Source organism: Sphingomonas glacialis, assembly GCF_006439055.1.
GTDB classification, from domain to species: Bacteria; Pseudomonadota; Alphaproteobacteria; order Sphingomonadales; family Sphingomonadaceae; genus Sphingomonas; species Sphingomonas glacialis_A.
In genome coordinates, this window is sequence record NZ_RCZC01000006.1 from 83,998 (window position 1) to 102,392 (window position 18,395).

The following is an 18,395-nucleotide window of genomic DNA, read 5'->3' on the forward strand; positions in this document are numbered from 1 at the left end:
ACGCGCTGCGGCATCTGAGACCGAGGGACATGACGCTCGAGGCCCGATCGACCCCAAGCTTGCTCCGCTTAACCCACAATACCCGCGAAAATCTTAAAGCAGGTTATGCGAATTTTTAAGAGCGCATCCCCTTAATACATATCCCAATAGGATATTTATTGATATAAGTTGAGTATGGCTAAGCCTATAGTAAATTGTTGCGCATCATGAGTGGCCGATCATACTTTGTACACATGACCGGGCTTGCGTGCGCCACGCTGCTTCTAGTCCTTTGTATATTCAGTATTCCCAGATCGATACTATATCCGTTTGATATTGCAGGACATCCGAGCTCTTCTAGCGCTTTCATAATTGACGTTTGGGCAAGCCTGGCTGCCTGTGCACTCTCGGTGACGATGATGCTGCTCGATCGACCGCGCAGTGCAACGCTCTTCGCCGCCATTGTCTTGATCCTGAGTATCGCCACCTTCCGCGATATTCGTTTTGCGTCCTTCTTCGTCGATGAACGCAGCGCATTTCCGCTTGGGGTCGGCACCAGCGTCTTCGCACGTTCGGGCTCGATCGCAGCGCTCGTACAGCTCGTATTGGCTGCGGTCTGCCTCCCGCTCGGGCTCGATCGGTCGCGGATCCCGCGGGATGTCCGCGTGGGGCTGCTTCTGTTCCTGGCGATCGCGATCGCGGCGGGAGCGCTCGCCGTCGCGATCGACACCGGCCTCAGCGGCGCCCACCCGTCGAACGCCGCCGGCGCCGTCATGGCGCTCGCGCTGACGCTTCTGGCGGTGGCGATCGGCGCGCAGGCCGAGCGACTCGACCCGATCTTGCTCGGCCGCCCCGGGCCATGGGGAATCGTCGTGCTGGCGCTCGTGATCGCCACCTTCGATCTCGTCGCGACACACATGGGCGCGGCGCGCTGGGCGTATGTCCTGGTCGTGCTCGGCGGACTGCTCTTCGCTGAGCGCGCCTTCGTCCGCGTGTTCACGGTGATCGCACTCGGACTGACGCTGTTCGGATCGGCCGCCGCGCCGCGCGGCGAGATCGCGACCTTCGCCGGGATCGCCGATGCCGGCCTCGCGATCGGCGCGATCCTGCTCGCGGCATTCTTCGTCGATCGGACGCTACGCACGCGCCAGGCGCAGCAGCACATCGCCGACCAGACCGCGGCGATCGAACACCTGACCGGAACGGCGCACTTCGAGCTCGACCTGACGAGCATGACCTTCACCCCCACGCCTGCATTCGGTGCGCTCCACGACGTTTCGGCGCAGCCGCGCCAGGATTGGGGCAGCTTCCTCGCGGCCCACATCCCCCCGCAACAGCAGGTCGAGCTGGCCGCCTCGATGGCCGCGGCGCGCCACGGCCAGACCGCCGAGACGGTCGCGTACAGTTTCCACCGCCGCGACGGCGAAACCGGCGACGCGCTGCTGCGCTGGGTGCCGATCCGCGACGACCGCGGGGTGACCGCGCGCCTGACCGGGATCGTCCATGACGTCACCCGGCATTACCGCTGCGAGCGCGGCAGCGCCGAACTGCGCGCGCAATTGTGCCAGGCGCAGAAACTCGAAACGCTCGGCCTGTTGGCCGGCGGCGTCGCGCACGACCTCAGCAACACGCTCGTCCCGGTGACGATCCTCGCCCCGCTCGTCATGGAGGCGATCACCGATCCGACCGATCGGCAAAGCATGGCGCTGATCATCGAATCGGCGCAGCGGGCACGCGAGCTGGCGCGCGACATGCTCGCCTATACCCGCGAGGAAGCCGTCACGCTCGAGCGGGTCCGGCTGGACGATCTGATCCGCGGCTATCTCCCGCTGCTGCGCGCGCGCGTTCCGGCCGAGATCAGCATCGTCGAAGCACTGGCACCGGTTCCGGCGATTACGGGCAATATCCGCCAACTCTATCAGGTCGTGCTCAATCTGACGGTCAACGCGGCCCAGGCGATCGGCTCGCGTGGCGGCACGATCACGATCGGAACGATCGCCGAACCCGCGCGCGACGGCGGCCGGCGTTCGGTCCGGCTGTTCGTCAGCGACGATGGCGAGGGGATCGACCCGGCGACGCTCGATCGCATCTTCGAGCCGTTCTTCAGCACCAAGCAGGGCGATGACGCGAACGGGATCGGCTTGGCGATCGTCCGCCGGATCGTCCAGACGCATGGCGGCGTGATCTCCGCCAAGGGCGCCCCCGGTCAGGGCGCACGGTTCGACCTGCTGTTTCCGGCTGCCACCGCTGCCCGCCGCCGGAAGTTCTCCTCCCCGGCAAGCGAGACCCAATGGCAAAGCGCATCTACATAGTCGACGATGACGCAACGATCCGCCGATCGCTGCTCACGCTGCTGACGCGACGTGACGATTGCCTGGTCGAAGGCTTCGCCTCGGGCGAGGCGTTTCTCGACGCGACGCCCCGGCTCGGCCCGGGGATCGCGCTGCTCGATCTGCACATGTCCGGACTGTCCGGACTCGACGTGCTGACCGCGGTGCGCCGCGATGGCCTGCCCTATCTGTGCGTGGTCGTCACCGGCAATGGCAGTATCGCCGTCGCGGTCGAGGCGATCAAGCGCGGGGCGATCGACTTTCTCGAAAAGCCATATGACCAGGAGACCCTGTTCGATCGGCTCGAGCGCGCGTTCGATCGGCTGGCGCGGAGCGGCGAGACGGCCGCGCGCGCCGCCGCCGCGCAGGAGCAGATTGCCCGGCTCGCCCCGCGCGAGGTCGATGTGCTGTGCGGCCTGATCGCGGGCAAGGTCAACAAGGTGATCGCGCACGATCTCGCGATCAGCCCACGCACCGTCGAGGTCTATCGCGCGCACATGATGAACAAGCTCCACGTGCAGTCGCTGCCCGACGCCTTGCGGATCGCGTTCGCCGCTGGGCTCGTCCATTAGCGCTGGAAACCGTGCCCCGCGCGACTTGCGCCGAATCAATACGAAATATCGGTACGATATTGGGATCATGGCGGAAAGAAACGGCGTTCGAACCGTTCTCTGACCGCGTGGTTTTCCCGACACAGGGCGCCCGCGCGCGCCCGTCGATCCCCATGCCGACATTTCCGGAGACTCCCCCCATGGCCACCACCCCCGAAACGACCCGCGGCAACGCGGGCGAAACCCACCAGCAGGCCGCCGACGGCGATCCCGTGCTGACCACCAACCACGGCGTTCCGATCTCCGACAATCAGAACAGCCTGCGCTCGGGCGAGCGTGGGCCGACGCTGCTCGAGGATTTCGTGCTGCGCGAAAAGATCTTCCACTTCGACCATGAGCGCATCCCCGAGCGGATCGTCCATGCCCGCGGCTCGGGCGCGCACGGCTATTTCGAGGCGACCGACGACATTTCGGACCTCTCCAAGGCCGCCGTCTTCACCAAGGGCGAGAAGACCGAAGTGTTCGTCCGCTTCTCGACCGTCGCTGGCGGATCGGGTTCGGTCGATACGCCGCGCGACGTGCGCGGCTTCGCGGTCAAGCTCTACACGCGCGAAGGCAATTGGGATCTGGTCGGCAACAACATCCCGGTCTTCTTCATCCAGGATGCGATCAAATTCCCCGACCTGATCCACGCGGTGAAGATGGAGGCCGATCGCGGCTATCCGCAGGCCGGCAGCGCACACGACACCTTCTGGGACTGGGCATCGCTTACCCCCGAAGCGACGCACATGCTGTTCTGGGCGATGTCCGACCGCACGCTGCCGCGCTCGCTGCGGATGATGGAAGGCTTCGGCATCCACACCTTCAAGCTGGTCAACGCCGAGGGCAAGGCGAGCTTCGTCAAGTTCCATTGGAAGCCCAAGCTCGGCATCCAGTCGACGATCTGGGACGAGGCGCTGAAGCTGCAGGCGGCCGACAACGACTATCATCGCCGCGACCTGTTCGAGGCGATCGACACCGGCAACTTCCCCGAATGGGAGCTCGGCATCCAGGTGTTCGACCAGGCCTTCGCCGACGCGCAGCCCTATGACGTGCTCGATTCGACCAAGCTGATCCCCGAGGACGACATCCCCGTCCGCGTGATCGGTCGGATGGTGCTCGACCGTAACGTCGACAATTTCTTCGCCGAGACCGAGCAGGTCGCCTTCCTGCCGACCAACATCGTACCGGGGATCGATTTCTCGAACGATCCGCTGCTGCAGGGCCGGTTGTTCTCGTATCTCGACACGCAGAAGTCGCGTTTGGGCACGACCAACTTCCACCAGATCCCGATCAACGCGCCGCGCTGCCCGTTCGGCAACTTCCAGCGCGACGGGATGATGCAGACGCAAGTGCCCAAGGGCCGGGCGAATTACGAGCCCAACAGCCTCGGCGCGCACGGCGAGGAAGGCGGCCCGCGCGAAAGCCCGAAGGGCTTCGCCACGGTCAATGCCGCGACCGGCCCGAACGAAACGGGCGACAAGCTCCGCATCCGTTCGGAGACGTTCAGCGACCATTACAGCCAGGCGCGGCTGTTCCTGAACTCGCAGACCGAGAGCGAGCAGGCGCATATCGCGTCGTCGTTCGTGTTCGAGCTGTCGAAGGTCGGGACGCTCGACCAGGTCCCGCCGCGGATGGTAGCGAACCTGCGCAACGTCGACGAGGCATTCGCCAAGCGCGTCGCCGACGGGCTCGGCATCCCGCTGCCCGACAAGGCCGAGGCGGCGCGCGAGCCGGTCGACATGAAGCCGTCCGACGCTCTGTCGATCCACAAGAACATGAAGGCGACGCTCGAAGGGCGTACGGTCGGCGTGCTGATTGCGGATGGCACCGATGCGGGCGAGCTCGACACGCTGGTCGCAGCGATCACGGCGGCGAAGGCGAAACCCTTCCTCGTCGCGCCCAAGGTCGGCGGCGCCAAGCTGTCCGACGGTACGATGAAGAAGGCCGATGGCCAGCTCGCCGGTTCGCCGTCGCAGCTGTTCGATGCGGCGGCTGTCGTTCTGTCGAAGGACGGCACCGCGGCATTGCTCAAGGAAGGCGCCGCCGTCCAATGGGTTATGGACGCGTTCGGGCACCTCAAGGCGGTCGGCGCGAGCGAGGCTGCGAAGCCTTTGCTCGACAAGGCCGGTGTCGAGGCCGATGAAGGCGTGACAGGGCTCGACAAGGCCTTCATCACCGCGGCAGCCAAGCGCTTCTACGCTCGCGAGCCAAACCTCCGCACCCTCGCCTAACCGCGAGGGCCGCGGCCCTCTATCGGGATGCACCTTATGATCGACCCCTTTGCCTATTGGACGCGTGTCATGTCGGCATGGGGGTCGGTCGGTGCGACTGGCGAGCGATTGAGCGAAACCGCCACCGCCTCGCACGCGGTGATCGCGTCGCGCACGAATACGATCGGTGAGGCGATGCGATCGCCGCTGAGCGGGGACTATGCCGAGCTCGGGCGGATGGTGCCCGAGAAGGTCGCGGCTTTCTCGCAATCGGGCACCGCCGGGTTGAACGCGTTGATGACGTTGCAAGCCGGCTATGTCGCGCAGGCGCAGGAGCTTGGCGCGATGTGGCTGCGCGGGCGCCCACCGACGCTGTTCGAACTTGCCGCGCTGTCCGAACGCTCGAGCCTGCACGCACTGAGCGCGCTTGAAACGGGCGCGCAGATGGGACGCGACGTCGTCGCGCCGCTGCACAAGGCCGCGACCGGGAATGCGAAGCGGCTGCGCAAGGCCCGCTGACGCGTTCCGAACGGATAGTTCTTACATTTCGTGGCGATGGCCTGGACCGGACTGCGCGTGGCACAGCGGGTCGCGCCACGATCGTAGCGTGACGCCCGTTACGTCGCACACCCCGTCACCCCAGCGAAAGCTGGGGGTCTCCCTGGGGCGGGCGTTCCGCCTAATAGTCGCGAGACCCCAGCTTTCGCTGGGGTGACGGGGTGTTACACGCGTTGGGGTAAAGTGGCATGACAGCCGCAGGGGTGCCGCAGCATGACACGCTGCCCGTCCAATACCCGGCCTTCGCCCGAAAGCTACGCGAAGAACGCTCCGCCACCCGCTATCAGAAGATCCCCAGAAACTTCTTCCGCTTGCCCGCGCCCTTTTCGGGCGTCCCGTTCCCGACATCGTCGCGCTTCTGCCCCTTGGTGGTGCGCTGCGCCGCTGCCGGCTTGGCCGACAGGACCGGTCCGCACGCCGCCGCCTTCGCATCGCCCACATCGACGAACGCGAGCAGCGCCGCCGGCGGCGTGGCGATCAACGCCAGCCCGAGCCCGGTCCCGGCACGACCGATCAGCTCGGGGCTGATCACCGCGATGCCAGGCTTGGCGAAGCTGCCGTTGAGCCCGACCGGCGACTGCGCCGAAATCAGGCTGAACTTCTTGCCGTCGGCGCGGAAGGCCAGATCGAGCGCTTCGGTGCCGAAGCTGAAACCGCCCGTTCCGCCGATCACGTTCTTGCTCGTGTCGATCAGGATCGGATCGGCAGCGGCGGCACCCTTGCGCACGGTGAAGGCGACCAGCCCACAGTTGATCCGCACCGGCTCCTTCAATTTGTCCTGGAACATCTTCTGAACGAAGGTGCCGATGTCGAGCTCGGCCAATTGGACGTTGCGCGTCCAGAAACTTCCTGCGGGCATTACGAAGGCGATCCGCCCGTCCGAACTGGCAAGCGAATCGTGCAGGCTGTCGCCGCTGCCGACGAGCTGCAGCCGCCCCTTGATCGTCCCCGTCGTCCCCGCCTCGGCGACGCCGAACCCGGCAAGCAGCCGCCCCATCGGGGTCGAGGCCAGACGGATGTCGTAGCTCGCCTTGGTCGGGCGGCGACGCGTGTCGAGCAAGATGTCCGACGCGACATTGCCGCGCGCCATCGAGAAGGTCAGCGGCGAGAGCTTGAGCACGCTGTCCTTGAGCGCAAGCGTCAGGTCGATGTTCGAGACGGGCACGTTCTTCGAACGCACGACCCCGACCGTCCATTTGAGATTAGCATCGAAGGCGTGCAGCGCGGCGATATCGAGCGAGGCGTCGGGCAACAGCCGCGCCGGCGCAGCGCCCGTTGCCGCTGCCGCCGCGGTCACGCCCTTGGTCGCGATCAGATCGGGATTGTAACCGATGAACGGCGCCATATCGATGATATCGACCTTCTTGCTCGCCAGCGTCGCATCGATATGGATCCGCGGCGCGATATTCTCGACCGTGAAGCGCCCCGCCAGATCGCTCGCGCCGAAGCGGCCGCGCAGGCGGGTGAAAGCATAGGTGTTGCCGGTCTTCACCAATTGCGCCTTGAGCGCATAGGCGCGCGATTGCGGGATGGTGACGCCGATGATCTGCAGCAACTCATGCATGTTGCGCCCCCGCGCGGTGACGTCGAGCGGGACATTCTCGATCTCGGCGAGGCTCGGCAAAGTCCCGGCGACATCGATCACGTTATGTGCGGCATGCGCGGTCATCGTCAGCTTGTTGGCGCCGCGCGCGACGGTCTGGTCGGGCGACAGCAACGCGCCGCTCAGCGTGAAGGGCGTGTCGCGGACCACGCCCTTACCGGTGAAATCGACCTTGTCGCCGATCTTCGCGTCGTTCGACTTGATCGTCGCAAAGTTCAGATCGGCGAGCAGCCGCATCCGCGTATCGCGATAGCGCACCGTCGTGCCGGCCAGCGTCGCGCGGTCGATCGTCGGGAAAGCGAGCGGCTTGCCGCCCTTGGTCTGGCTGAAGGTCCAGCTGTTGGTGGTGTGATCGGGGCTCCATTCGAGATCGACCGCGCCCTCGGCCAGATCGAGGAAGTACAGCCGGCGCTTGCCGAACAGCAGCGACAGCGGTGCGATCCGCGTGTCGATCTTCTTGGCCTCGAACAGATTGGGTCGGCTTGCCCAGGACGGGTTCGAGATCGTCAGCCCTTCGGCGAGGAACTTGATCTGCAACGGGTCGAAAAACAGCTGAAAGTCGCCGCGCACGCTGACGGTGCGATGCGTCAGCGATCCCACCACGCGCTCGAAGGTCGGCTTCAGGAAGCGCCCCTTGGTGATGTAGAGCACCAGCCAGATCGCGAACAGTACGCCGACGATGCCAAGCAGGATGTTGCGCGCGATCCGCCAGCGGCGGCGCGAACGCGTTTCCGCCGCGGCGGGCCCGGGCGTTGTGGTCGTAGGGGCTGCGGTGTCGGTCACGGTCGTTCGGTCTGCATGGCGGGACGCTTCATAAGATCGGGCATCGCCCTGGTACGGAACACAGCCATAGCCGCGCCAACTGAACGCCGCTTGAGCGGAAAAGTGCCGGCTCGTCGCACGGCGCTGGACAGCATCGCCGCTCGCTCGCTAACGGCTGCGCCATGAGTGTCACCGCAACGATCATGAATTCCGCCACGGGCGAGCCCATCCAGAAGATGGTGTTCGGCCGCATGCCCAAGCCCTGGGCGTCCTTTACGCTGACATCGGGCGAGCTCGTCACCGCCGACCGCGTCGATGTCGGCAAGCCCGCGCCGGGCAAGTTCGTCGTACCCGTCTCGGTGTGGGTCACGCCAAAGAAATAAGCGCTGTCGCAGTGGGAGCGCCTCGCGCCGGTCATCGTTAAAGCGTAGCACAAGCACGAGAATCCTCCCCGGCAAGGCCGGGGAGCGGTTCGCGCCCCCCCTACGAAGGACCGCCCCATGGACTATATCAAGCTCGGCGCGACCGGCCTCGACGTCTCGCGGCTGTGCCTCGGCTGCATGACCTTCGGCGTGCCCGATCGCGGTACGCACGCCTGGACGCTCGACGAGGCCAAAAGCCGCCCGATCCTGCAAAGGGCGGTCGAGGCCGGGATCAATTTCTTCGACGCCGCCAACGTCTATTCGGACGGAACGTCGGAGGAAATTGTCGGCCGCGCGCTCAAGGACTTCACGCGCCGCGAAGAGGTGGTCATCGCGACCAAGGTCCACGGCCGGATGCGCCCCGGCCCGAACGGCGCCGGGCTCAGCCGCAAGGCGATCCTGACCGAGATTGACGCGAGTCTCACGCGACTCGGCACCGACTATGTCGATCTCTATCAGATCCACCGCTTCGACCCCGAGGTCGCGATCGAGGAGACGCTCGAGGCGCTCCACGACGTCGTCAAGGCGGGCAAGGCGCGCTATATCGGCGCGTCGTCGATGTTCGCGTGGCAGTTCGCGACGATGCTCCACACGTCCGAGGCCAATGGCTGGACGCGCTTTGCGACGATGCAGGATTATCTCAACCTTCTCTACCGCGAGGAGGAGCGCGAGATGCTGCCCTTGTGCGCGGCGGAAGGGATCGGCGTGATCCCGTGGAGCCCGCTCGCGCGCGGTCGGCTGACGCGCGACTGGGACGACGCGACCGAGCGGTCGGCAACCGACGAATTCGGGGCGACTTTGTACAGCCACACCGCCGATGCCGATCGCCGCGTGGTCGAGCGGGTCGCCGAGATCGCGAAGGAGCGCGGCGTGTCGCGCGCGCAGATCGCGCTGGCTTGGGTGCTGGCCAAGCCTGAAGTCTCGGCGCCGATCGTGGGGGCGTCGAAGGTCGCGCACCTCGACGATGCGCTGGCGGCGCTCGAGATCGGGCTGACCGAGGCCGAGATCGCGCGGCTGGAAGAGCCGTATGTGCCGCATGCGGTCGTTGGTTTTTCCTGACGGGCTCCGCGCCTTTCATCATCCCGCCTGCCTCGTCACACACTCCCCCGTCACCCTCGCGAAAGCGAGGGTCCCGCTTCTTCTGCGGACCGCGGACCAGAAGCGGGATCCCCGCTTTCGCGGGGATGACAGGGGAAAGCGGGTGACCGGGGTGAACCCGTCCCCAAAAGCGCTACCCCATCGCGCGACGGCACCAACCGCGTTAGGGCGAGCGCGATGTCCGTTCTCGCCGCCCACGCCCGCGACCTTGAGTCGCTCGGTCAGACCCACCGCCGACGCACGCTGAGCCCGCGCACCGGGCTCGATTTCGCCTCGAACGATTATCTCGGCCTCGCCGCGTCGCCGCGGCTGCGCGAGGCCGTGGTGGCGGCGCTGGCGCGCGGCGTGCCGATCGGCTCGGGCGGATCGCGCCTGCTGCGCGGCAACGATCCCGAGCATGAAGCGCTCGAGGCCGAAGCCGCCGCCTTCTTCGGCAGCGAGGCGGCGCTCTATTTCTCGAGCGGCTTTGCCGCCAACGCCGCGCTGTTCGCGACCCTACCGCAAACCGGCGACCTGATCCTCCACGACACGTTGATCCACGCCAGTGCGCATGACGGGATGCGGCTCGCGCGCGCGCCCGCGCAGAGCGTCGCGCATAACGATGCACAGGCGTTCGACGATGCGATCACCGCGTGGCGCCGCGCGGGCGGCACGGGCACGCCGTGGATCGCAGTCGAAAGCCTCTACAGCATGGATGGCGATCGCGCCCCGCTCGCCGATCTGGCCGAAATCGCCGAGCGCCACGGCGCCATGCTGCTGATCGACGAGGCGCACGCGACCGGCGTGTTCGGCCCCGATGGTCGCGGGCTCGCGGCCGCGCTCGACGGGCAAGACACCGTCATCACGATGCGCACCTGCGGCAAGGCGCTGGGCTGCGAGGGCGCCCTGGTCTGCGCGCCCGCGATCGTGCGCAACTTCCTGATCAATCGCGGACGCGCCTTCATCTTCTCGACCGCCCCCTCCCCGCTGATGGCGAGCGCGGTGCGCGCCGCGCTCGCCATCCTCGCCGACGAGCCCGAGCGGCGTACGCGGCTCGACGCGCTCATCGCCCATGCCGGCCAGGTCCTCGCGCCCCGCGGCGCGACGGTGACGGGCGCGCAAATCCTTCCGCTGATCGTCGGCGATGCGGAGGCGACAATGGCGCTTGCGGCGGGCCTGCAGGCGGAAGGCTTCGACGTGCGCGGCATCCGCCCGCCGACGGTGCCGCCGGGAAGCTCGCGGCTGCGCATCTCGATCACGCTCAACGTCGATATCGCCGCGATCGACCGTCTCGCCACCTGCCTGGAAGCCTTGTCATGATCCCCCGCATCGTCGTCACCGGCACCGATACCGACATCGGCAAGACGGTCTTCGCCGCCGCGCTCGCGGGCGCGCTCGGCGCGGCCTATTGGAAGCCGGTGCAGGCCGGGCTCGACGGCGGCAGCGACGCCGCGCACGTCGCGGCGCTGAGCGGCCTGCCCGCCAGCAACATCCTGCCCGAGGCGTATCGGCTGGTCACGCCCTGCTCGCCACACCTGGCCGCGCGGATCGACGGCGTGACGATCGATGCCGAGGCGCTCGATCCGCCGCCGCACGACGGCGCGATGGTGATCGAAGGCGCAGGCGGCGTGCTCGTCCCAGTCAACGACACGACACTCTACGCCGACATTTTCGCCCGTTGGGGCTATCCGGTCGTCCTCGTCGCGCGCACCGCGCTCGGCACGATCAACCACAGCCTGCTCTCGATCGAGGCGCTGCGCGCGCGGGGCGTACCGATCCTCGGCGTCGCCTTTATCGGCGAGCCGGTCGAGGACAGCGAGGCGACGATCGCGCGGATCGGGGGCGCTCGCCGGCTCGGCCGCCTGCCAATCCTTTCGACACTCGACCCCGCGAGCCTCGCCGCCGCCTTCGCCGCGCATTTCTCGCTCGAGGATTTCCGATGAGTTCGCCCGTCTGGCACCCCTTCACCCAGCACGGCCTCGGCGAAACGATACCGCGCGTCACGCGCACCGAGGGCGCGTTTCTCTACACCGATGACGGGCGCCGGATCATCGACGCGATCTCGTCCTGGTGGGTGACGACGCACGGCCATTGCCACCCCGCGATCATGGCGGCGATCGCCGACCAGGCCGGCAAGATGGACCAGATCATCTTCGCCGGCTGGACGCACGAGCCCGCCGAGACGCTCGCGCAGGGGCTGGTGGAGATCATGCCGCCCGCGCTCGAACACGTCTTCTTCTCGGATTCCGGCTCGACCGCGGTCGAGGTCGCCTTGAAAATGGCGCTCGGCTTCTTCGCCAATCGCGGTGAACCCCGCAGCCGCATCCTCGTGCTCGAGCACAGCTATCATGGCGACACGATCGGCGCGATGTCAGTCGGTGCGCGTGGGGTCTATAACCAGGCCTATGCGCCATTGCTGTTCGACGTCGGCACGATCCCCTACCCGGCCGCGGGCGCCGAACAGGCGACGCTCGACGCGCTCGAACAGGCGTGTCGCGCAGGCCCCGCCGCCTTCATCGTCGAGCCGCTCGTGCTCGGCGCCGGCGGGATGCTGTTCTACCCCCCTCGCGTGCTCTCCGAAATGCGCGCGATCTGCGCGCGGCACGGTGTGCTGTTCATCGCCGATGAGGTGATGACCGCCTGGGGCCGCACCGGCACGCTGCTGGCTAGCGAACAGGCGGGCGTGGTGCCCGACATCCTGTGCCTTTCGAAAGGCCTGACCGGCGGCGCCATCCCGCTCGCGGTGACGATGGCGACCGCCGCGATCTTCGACGCGCATCTGTCGAGCGACCGCTCGCGAATGTTCTTCCATTCGTCGAGCTACACCGCCAATCCGATCGCCTGCGCCGCCGCCAACGCCAATCTCGAAATCTGGCGGACCGAGCCCGTGCTCGAGCGGATCGCCAACCTCGCACAGAGGCAAGCGGCATGGGCTGAGCAGCTGAGCCAGCGGCCGACCATCCACAACGCCCGCGTCTGCGGGACGATCGCGGCATTCGAACTGGCGAGTGCGACCGGCACCTATCTCGACGACCTCGGCCCGCGGCTGCTCGCCTTCTTCAAGGCGCGCGACCTGCTGCTCCGTCCGCTCGGCAACACGGTCTACGTCATGCCGCCTTACTGCATCGACGATGCCAGCCTGACCGCGATCTACAACGCGATCGCCGATGCGAGCGATACCACCTGACCCTGTTCTTGATAACGCTATTGATAAGCGTTCGCAAATACGCCACTAGGCCCCCACGATATCAAAGGGACCTACGAATGAAGCGTTTTGTCATCTCCGCCATGGTGCTGAGCTCCGCCGTCTATGCCGCGCCGGCACTGGCGGAAGATCAGGCGAACGAGGACAATTCGATCGTCGTCACCGGTGCCCGTCCCCGCAGCGAAGCGACCGCAGGAACCAAGAGCTCGGCGCCGATCGCCGAGACGCCGCAATCGATCAGCGTGATCAGCGCCGCCGACATCGCCGATCTCGGCCTGTCGAACCTCAACCAGGCGCTGCGCTTCGTCGCTGGCGTAACCACCGAGCAGCGCGGGTCGAGCGCCGAGGTCTATGACCAGTTCAAGCTCCGCGGGTTCGACGCACCACAATTCCTCGACGGGCTCAAGCTGATCGGCGGGGCGAGCTATCTCGAGCCCCAGATCGACGTCTCGCGGCTCGACCGGATCGAAGTGATCAAGGGCCCCGCCTCGGTGCTCTATGGCCAGTCGGGCCCGGGCGGCCTCGTCGCATTGTCGAGCAAGCTGCCGCTCGACAAGCCGTTCTATGGCGCGGTCTCGGGCACCTACGGCACCTACGACCTGTACCGCGCCGATGCCGATGTCGGCGGCAAGATCGGCGATTCGGTGCTTTGGCGGATCAACGGCAGCGTCAACGGCGCGCATACCCAGCAGACCTTCAGCGCGCGCGAGCGCCAGACGATCTCGGGCGCGCTGACCTTCAACCTCGATCACGCCACCAAGCTGACGCTGCTCGGCGCCTATTCGAATGATCCGCAGAACGGCAGCTACGGCGTGTTCCCGGCATCGGGCACCTTCCTCGCCAACCCCAACGGCAAGCTGTCGACCTCGACCGATTTCGGCGAGCCCGGCAATTACTTCAAGCGCGAGCAGGTCGCCGCGACCTATATCCTGACGCACGAGATCAACCCCGACTGGAGCATCCGCGCCTCGGGCCGCTACCAGCATGGCACCTCGCGGCTCGGCATCGTCTATGCGTCGGGATCGCTGGTCGACACCACCAACCCCAATTCGACGCTCTACAACCGCGCGTCCTACGCGACGCGCGAGCGCAGCGACTCGTGGGTGTTCGACAATCAGGTCCATGGCCGTTTCGCCACGGGCGCGGTGAAGCACGACGTGCTGTTCGGGGTCGATTACCAGACCGGCAACGCGCGCTCGATCAACGCCTTCGGCTCGGCGACCCCGCTCAACGGCTATGCGCCGGTCTATGGCACGATGGTCGTGCCGCAGAGCCCGGCGCAGGTGCCGAACTATTTCAGCCTGAACGACAACAAGCCACGCTCGAACCAGGCGGGCGTCTATGCGCAGGACGAGCTCTCGTACGGCGCGTTGCGCGTGCTGCTCAGCGGGCGGCAGGATTGGGCATCGGTGCGCACCGGACCGAACACCGCGTCGCAGGACTCGCAGAAGTTCACCTATCGCGCCGGTGCGCTCTACACGCTGCCGTTCGGGCTTGCGCCCTATGTCAGCTATTCGACCTCGTTCGAGCCGAACGGTACGCTGACGCAGCCGAACGGCGTGATCACCGTCGCCAAGCCGTCCGAAGGCAAGCAGATCGAGGCCGGCGCAAAATATACCGTGCCGGGCACGCAGATCCTCGTCACCGGCGCGTGGTTCCAGATCGACCAGACCAACCTCATCACCACCAACCCGCTGACCAACGTCGCGACGCAGAGCGGCAAGGTCCGCTCGAGCGGGGTCGAGGTCGAGGCGAGCGCGCCGCTGCCGTACGGTTTCAACGCCAAGCTCGCTTATAGCCGCCAGAAGGTGCGGACGATCGCCGATGCCAACCCCGCCAATATCGGCAAGGGAATCATGGGCGTCGGGCGCGGCGGCGTGTCGGGCAATCTCGAATGGGCGCCGCGCGCCGGCAGATGGCAGGGCTTCGCGATCGGCGGCGCGGTGCGCCATGTCGACAGCATCTATGCCGGCGGCGCCGCGCGCCAGAGCACACCGGGCTTCACGCTGGTCGATGCGCTGGTGCGCTTCGATCTCGGCACGATCGCGCCGCGCTTCCAGGGCGTGTCTCTCGGGGTGAATGCGGCCAACCTCTTCGACAAGAAGTATGTCACGACCTGCTATCTCGATTATGCCTGGTGCTGGTACGGCAACCGCCGCACCGTGCAGGGCACGATCGCGTACCGGTTCTAACCGCGAATGCCGCAACGCATGACCGAAGCGCGCCGCCAGTGGCGCCGCCGCGCCGACACCGCGCTGCGGATCGTCGTCGCGGTGCCCGGCGGCTATGCGATGGCGAGCCTGTGGGCGATGGCGCTCGCCCGGATCCTGCCCGGCGGGCCGGCGGCGGCAACCATCACCGCCACGCTCGTCGCCTTCGCGCTCTGCGCCTTCACCGCGATGTGGGCGTTCGCCGCGCGCAGCGGGTGGCGTGCGGCGTGGACGACGCTGCTCGGCGGGGGCATCGCAGCGGCGATCGCCTTCGGGTTGATCGCGCTGACGGGGCGGGTATGAGCAAGGGCTTCCGCCAGAGCCAGGCGACGCTCCACACCTGGTCGGGGCTGCTCGTCGGCTGGGTGCTGTTCGTCGTCTTCGTGACCGGCACCGCCGCCTATTGGCGCGAGGCGCTGAACCGCTGGGCACAACCCGAACTTCCGCGGATCGAAGAGCCCGCGCGGGTCGTGCGCGGCGCCCAGGCGCTGCTGCAACGCGAAGCGCCGGGTGCGGCGAGCTGGTTCATCACCGTGCCGAGTACGCGCTCGGCGAGCGGCAGCGTCTTCTGGGTGCCGGGCGCCGGCGCGCCCCCCGCGCGCGGCGAGACCAGCGGGCTGATCGACGCCAACGGCGCCAAGGTCACGGCGCGCGAGACGCGCGGCGGCGACTTCTTCTACCGCTTCCATTTCGACCTGCATTACGTCCCCTATTACGTATCGCGCTGGATCGTCGGGATCTGCGCGATGTTCATGCTCGTCGCGATCCTCAGCGGGATCGTGACGCACAAGAAGATCTTCCGCGATTTCTTCACGTTTCGGGGAAACAAGGGGCAGCGCTCGTGGCTCGACGGGCACAATGCCGTCGCGGTGCTCGGCCTGCCCTTCCATCTGATGATCACCTATACCGGGCTCGTCACGCTGATGACGCTGCTGATGCCGTGGGCGGCGATCGCCAATTATACCGACCCGACGAGCTTCGGCCGCCTGCTCTACCCCGATGCGCCGACCGTCCCGCGTGCCGAACGGCCTGCGCCGCTGGTCGATCTTGCCACGGTGCTGCGCGATGCTGAACGGCGGCTCGGCGCACCCGTCGATTTCATCAGCGTGACCGCGCCGGGCGATGCCTCGGCGCAGATCCTGCTCTCGCAAAGCACGCGTGGCGCGCTGTCGAGCCTGACACCGCGGCTGCGCTATGACGGCGTGTCCGGGCGCCTGCGCTGGGCGTCGCCGCCGCCCGGCGCGGCGACGATGACCGCGGGCGCGATGATCGGGCTCCATGCCGGGCGCTTCGCCGACGCCGCGATCCGCTGGGTCTATTTCCTGTGCGGGATCGGCGGATCGGTGATGGTCGCGAGCGGGCTCGTGCTGTGGAGCGTCAAGCGGCGCGAGAGGTTGCCCGACCCCGCGCACCCGCCGTTCGGCTTTCGCCTGGTCGAGCGGCTCAATATCGGCTTCGTCGCGGGATTTCCCGCCGCGCTGGTCGGGTTTCTCTGGGCCAACCGGCTTCTCCCGCTTACGCTCCCGGCGCGCGCGGAGGCCGAGATCAATGCGATGTTCGTGCTGTGGGGCGCGCTGCTGCTCCACGCCTTCCTCCGCCGGTCGCGCCGCGCCTGGGTCGAGCAGCTCGGGCTGACCGCGGCGCTGCTGCTCGCCTTGCCGCTGTTCGACATGCTGGCGACCAATCGTGGACTGCCCGCCACGCTTGCCGCGGGCGACGCCACGCTCGCCGGAGTCGATCTGACGCTGCTCGCGCTCGGCCTCGCCTATGCCGCGATCGCGCGTGCGGTCCACGCGCATGTCCCCGCCACGCGGCGAACCCGCGCCAGGGCAAGCGCATGACGGCACTGGCCTTTCTCGCGTCGGCACTCGCCTTCCTGCTGTTCGGCCTGGCGACCGACCAGCACCACGGCAAGCGCTTTCGCCGCCCCTGCCCGAAGCGCCGCGCGCTTGCATTGCGGGCGACGGCGTGGGCGTGCCTCGCCCTCGCGTTCGCGCTGTCGCTGCAGGCCTGGGGCCCGGTGTTCGGCGCGATCGGCTGGGTGGCGACGGTGATGAGCGGGGCCGCCTTGGTGTTCGGCGGATTGAACTTCATCCCCCTCTCCGCGCCCGCATTTCGGAAGGGATAATGCCCCTTGGGGACTGGACAGATCGCGGCGTTCCCTGCACTTCAGCCCGAAAGACGATAAAAGAGGGGCCGACATGATCGACAGCGCGCTTTCGTTCGACATATTGATCGTGGGTGCGGGGCATGGCGGTGCGCAAGCGGCGATCGCATTGCGCCAGCGCGGGTTCGAGGGAACGATCGCCCTGCTCGGCGACGAGCCCGAACTGCCCTATGAACGCCCCCCGCTGTCGAAGGATTATCTGGCGGGCGACAAGCCGTTCGAGCGGATCCTGATCCGCCCGGCCACTTTCTGGAGCGAGCGCGCGATCTCGCTGCTGCCGAGCCGGACGGTGGTGTCGGTCGATCCCGTCGCGCACCGCGTGACGACAGCCGACGGCGCGACGATCGGCTATGGCACGCTGATCTGGGCGACCGGCGGGCCGCCGCGCCGCCTGACCTGCGCGGGGCATGACCTGCGTGGCGTCCACGGCGTGCGCAACCGCGCCGATGTCGACCGGATGATCGCCGAACTGCCCGCGGTCCAGCGCGTCATCGTAATCGGCGGCGGCTATATCGGGCTCGAGGCGGCCGCGGTGCTAACCAAACTCGGCAAGCACGTCACCGTGCTCGAAGCCGCACCGCGCGTGCTGGCGCGCGTTGCGGGCGAAGCGCTGTCCCATTTCTACGAGACCGAACACCGCGCGCACGGCGTCGATCTGCGCACCGGGGTGACGGTCGAATGCATCGAGGAGACCGACGGCGCAGCGACAGGCGTGCGGCTCGCCGATGGCACCGTGCTTGCGGGCAGCATGGTGATCGTCGGGATCGGGATCATCCCCGCGGTCGCGCCGTTGCTCGAGGCCGGCGCTGCGGGCGGCAATGGCGTGACGGTCGATGCGCTGTGCCGCACCTCGCTGCCCGACATATTCGCGATCGGCGACTGTGCCGCGCATCCCAATCCCTATGCCGATGGCGCGACGATCCGGCTCGAATCGGTGCAGAACGCCAACGACCAGGCGACCACCGTCGCGCGCGTGCTTACCGGCGATCCGCAGCCCTATGATGCGGTGCCGTGGTTCTGGTCGAACCAATATGATCTGAAGCTGCAGACCGTCGGGCTTTCGACCGGCTTCGATATGGCGGTGCTGCGCGGCGATGTCGCGACGCGGCGCTTCTCGGTCGTCTATCTCAAGGCGGGCAAGGTGATCGCGCTCGATTGCGTCAACATGACGCGCGATTACGTCCAGGGCCGCGCGCTGGTGATGGCGCGCGCGGTGATCGATCCCGCGTTGCTGGCGGATGCGGACGTGCCGTTAAAGGAGATGCTGGCGGCGGGCTGA

At 67.2% G+C, this 18,395-nt stretch carries 15 protein-coding genes; 14 read left to right on the forward strand and 1 reads right to left on the reverse strand.

Going from position 1 to position 18,395, the window contains the following annotated elements; genetic code table 11:
• Positions 1 to 395 precede the first annotated feature (395 nt).
• From EAH76_RS17735 to EAH76_RS17750, 4 genes are all read left to right on the forward strand, one after another.
• The gene (locus tag EAH76_RS17735) at positions 396 to 2,291 is read left to right on the forward strand and encodes a two-component system sensor histidine kinase NtrB (RefSeq protein ID WP_241659780.1); all 1,896 of its coding nucleotides are present in this window, start codon (positions 396 to 398) and stop codon (positions 2,289 to 2,291) included.
• Positions 2,270 to 2,881 (forward strand): response regulator transcription factor, encoded by a 612-nt coding sequence (locus tag EAH76_RS17740; RefSeq protein WP_140851611.1) that lies wholly within the window; start codon positions 2,270 to 2,272, stop codon positions 2,879 to 2,881. Before EAH76_RS17735 ends, EAH76_RS17740 begins: the two co-directional genes overlap by 22 nt.
• A 179-nt stretch (positions 2,882 to 3,060) precedes the next feature.
• On the forward strand, positions 3,061 to 5,133 hold the full coding sequence (locus tag EAH76_RS17745) for a catalase (RefSeq protein ID WP_140851612.1): 2,073 nt from the start codon (positions 3,061 to 3,063) through the stop codon (positions 5,131 to 5,133).
• Between the two features lie 36 nt (positions 5,134 to 5,169).
• The gene (locus EAH76_RS17750) at positions 5,170 to 5,631 is read left to right on the forward strand and encodes a hypothetical protein (protein ID WP_140851613.1); all 462 of its coding nucleotides are present in this window, start codon (positions 5,170 to 5,172) and stop codon (positions 5,629 to 5,631) included.
• 322 nt (positions 5,632 to 5,953) lie between these two features.
• On the opposite strand, the gene EAH76_RS17755 is transcribed toward EAH76_RS17750, so the two are convergent.
• On the reverse strand, positions 5,954 to 8,056 hold the full coding sequence (locus tag EAH76_RS17755; protein ID WP_140851614.1) for an AsmA family protein: 2,103 nt from the start codon (positions 8,054 to 8,056) through the stop codon (positions 5,954 to 5,956).
• A gap of 161 nt (positions 8,057 to 8,217) precedes the next feature.
• On the opposite strand from EAH76_RS17755, the gene EAH76_RS17760 reads away from it, so the two are divergent.
• The 10 genes from EAH76_RS17760 (at position 8,218) to EAH76_RS17805 (ending at position 18,395) form a co-directional block, all read left to right on the forward strand.
• Positions 8,218 to 8,418, forward strand: a complete 201-nt coding sequence (locus tag EAH76_RS17760) for a hypothetical protein (RefSeq protein ID WP_010187745.1) — start codon at positions 8,218 to 8,220, stop codon at positions 8,416 to 8,418.
• 117 nt (positions 8,419 to 8,535) lie between these two features.
• Positions 8,536 to 9,516 (forward strand): aldo/keto reductase, encoded by a 981-nt coding sequence (locus EAH76_RS17765; RefSeq protein WP_140851615.1) that lies wholly within the window; start codon positions 8,536 to 8,538, stop codon positions 9,514 to 9,516.
• A gap of 216 nt (positions 9,517 to 9,732) precedes the next feature.
• Complete coding sequence (locus EAH76_RS17770) at positions 9,733 to 10,854, forward strand: 8-amino-7-oxononanoate synthase (protein WP_140851616.1); 1,122 nt, start codon at positions 9,733 to 9,735, stop codon at positions 10,852 to 10,854.
• Entirely contained in the window at positions 10,851 to 11,477 is a 627-nt protein-coding gene (bioD, locus tag EAH76_RS17775; RefSeq protein WP_140851617.1) for a dethiobiotin synthase, read from the forward strand. Before EAH76_RS17770 ends, bioD begins: the two co-directional genes overlap by 4 nt.
• A complete protein-coding gene (locus EAH76_RS17780; protein ID WP_140851618.1) occupies positions 11,474 to 12,721 on the forward strand; it encodes an adenosylmethionine--8-amino-7-oxononanoate transaminase in 1,248 nt (415 codons plus the stop codon). The genes bioD and EAH76_RS17780 overlap by 4 nt, the downstream gene beginning before the upstream one ends.
• A gap of 77 nt (positions 12,722 to 12,798) precedes the next feature.
• The gene (locus tag EAH76_RS17785; RefSeq protein ID WP_140851619.1) at positions 12,799 to 14,931 is read left to right on the forward strand and encodes a TonB-dependent siderophore receptor; all 2,133 of its coding nucleotides are present in this window, start codon (positions 12,799 to 12,801) and stop codon (positions 14,929 to 14,931) included.
• Positions 14,932 to 14,949: 18 nt separating this feature from the next.
• Complete coding sequence (locus tag EAH76_RS17790; protein WP_241659773.1) at positions 14,950 to 15,252, forward strand: hypothetical protein; 303 nt, start codon at positions 14,950 to 14,952, stop codon at positions 15,250 to 15,252.
• Entirely contained in the window at positions 15,249 to 16,790 is a 1,542-nt protein-coding gene (locus EAH76_RS17795) for a PepSY-associated TM helix domain-containing protein (protein ID WP_140851621.1), read from the forward strand. The genes EAH76_RS17790 and EAH76_RS17795 overlap by 4 nt, the downstream gene beginning before the upstream one ends.
• Positions 16,787 to 17,077, forward strand: a complete 291-nt coding sequence (locus EAH76_RS17800; protein ID WP_140851622.1) for a DUF3325 domain-containing protein — start codon at positions 16,787 to 16,789, stop codon at positions 17,075 to 17,077. Before EAH76_RS17795 ends, EAH76_RS17800 begins: the two co-directional genes overlap by 4 nt.
• A gap of 73 nt (positions 17,078 to 17,150) precedes the next feature.
• On the forward strand, positions 17,151 to 18,395 hold the full coding sequence (locus tag EAH76_RS17805) for an NAD(P)/FAD-dependent oxidoreductase (protein ID WP_140851623.1): 1,245 nt from the start codon (positions 17,151 to 17,153) through the stop codon (positions 18,393 to 18,395).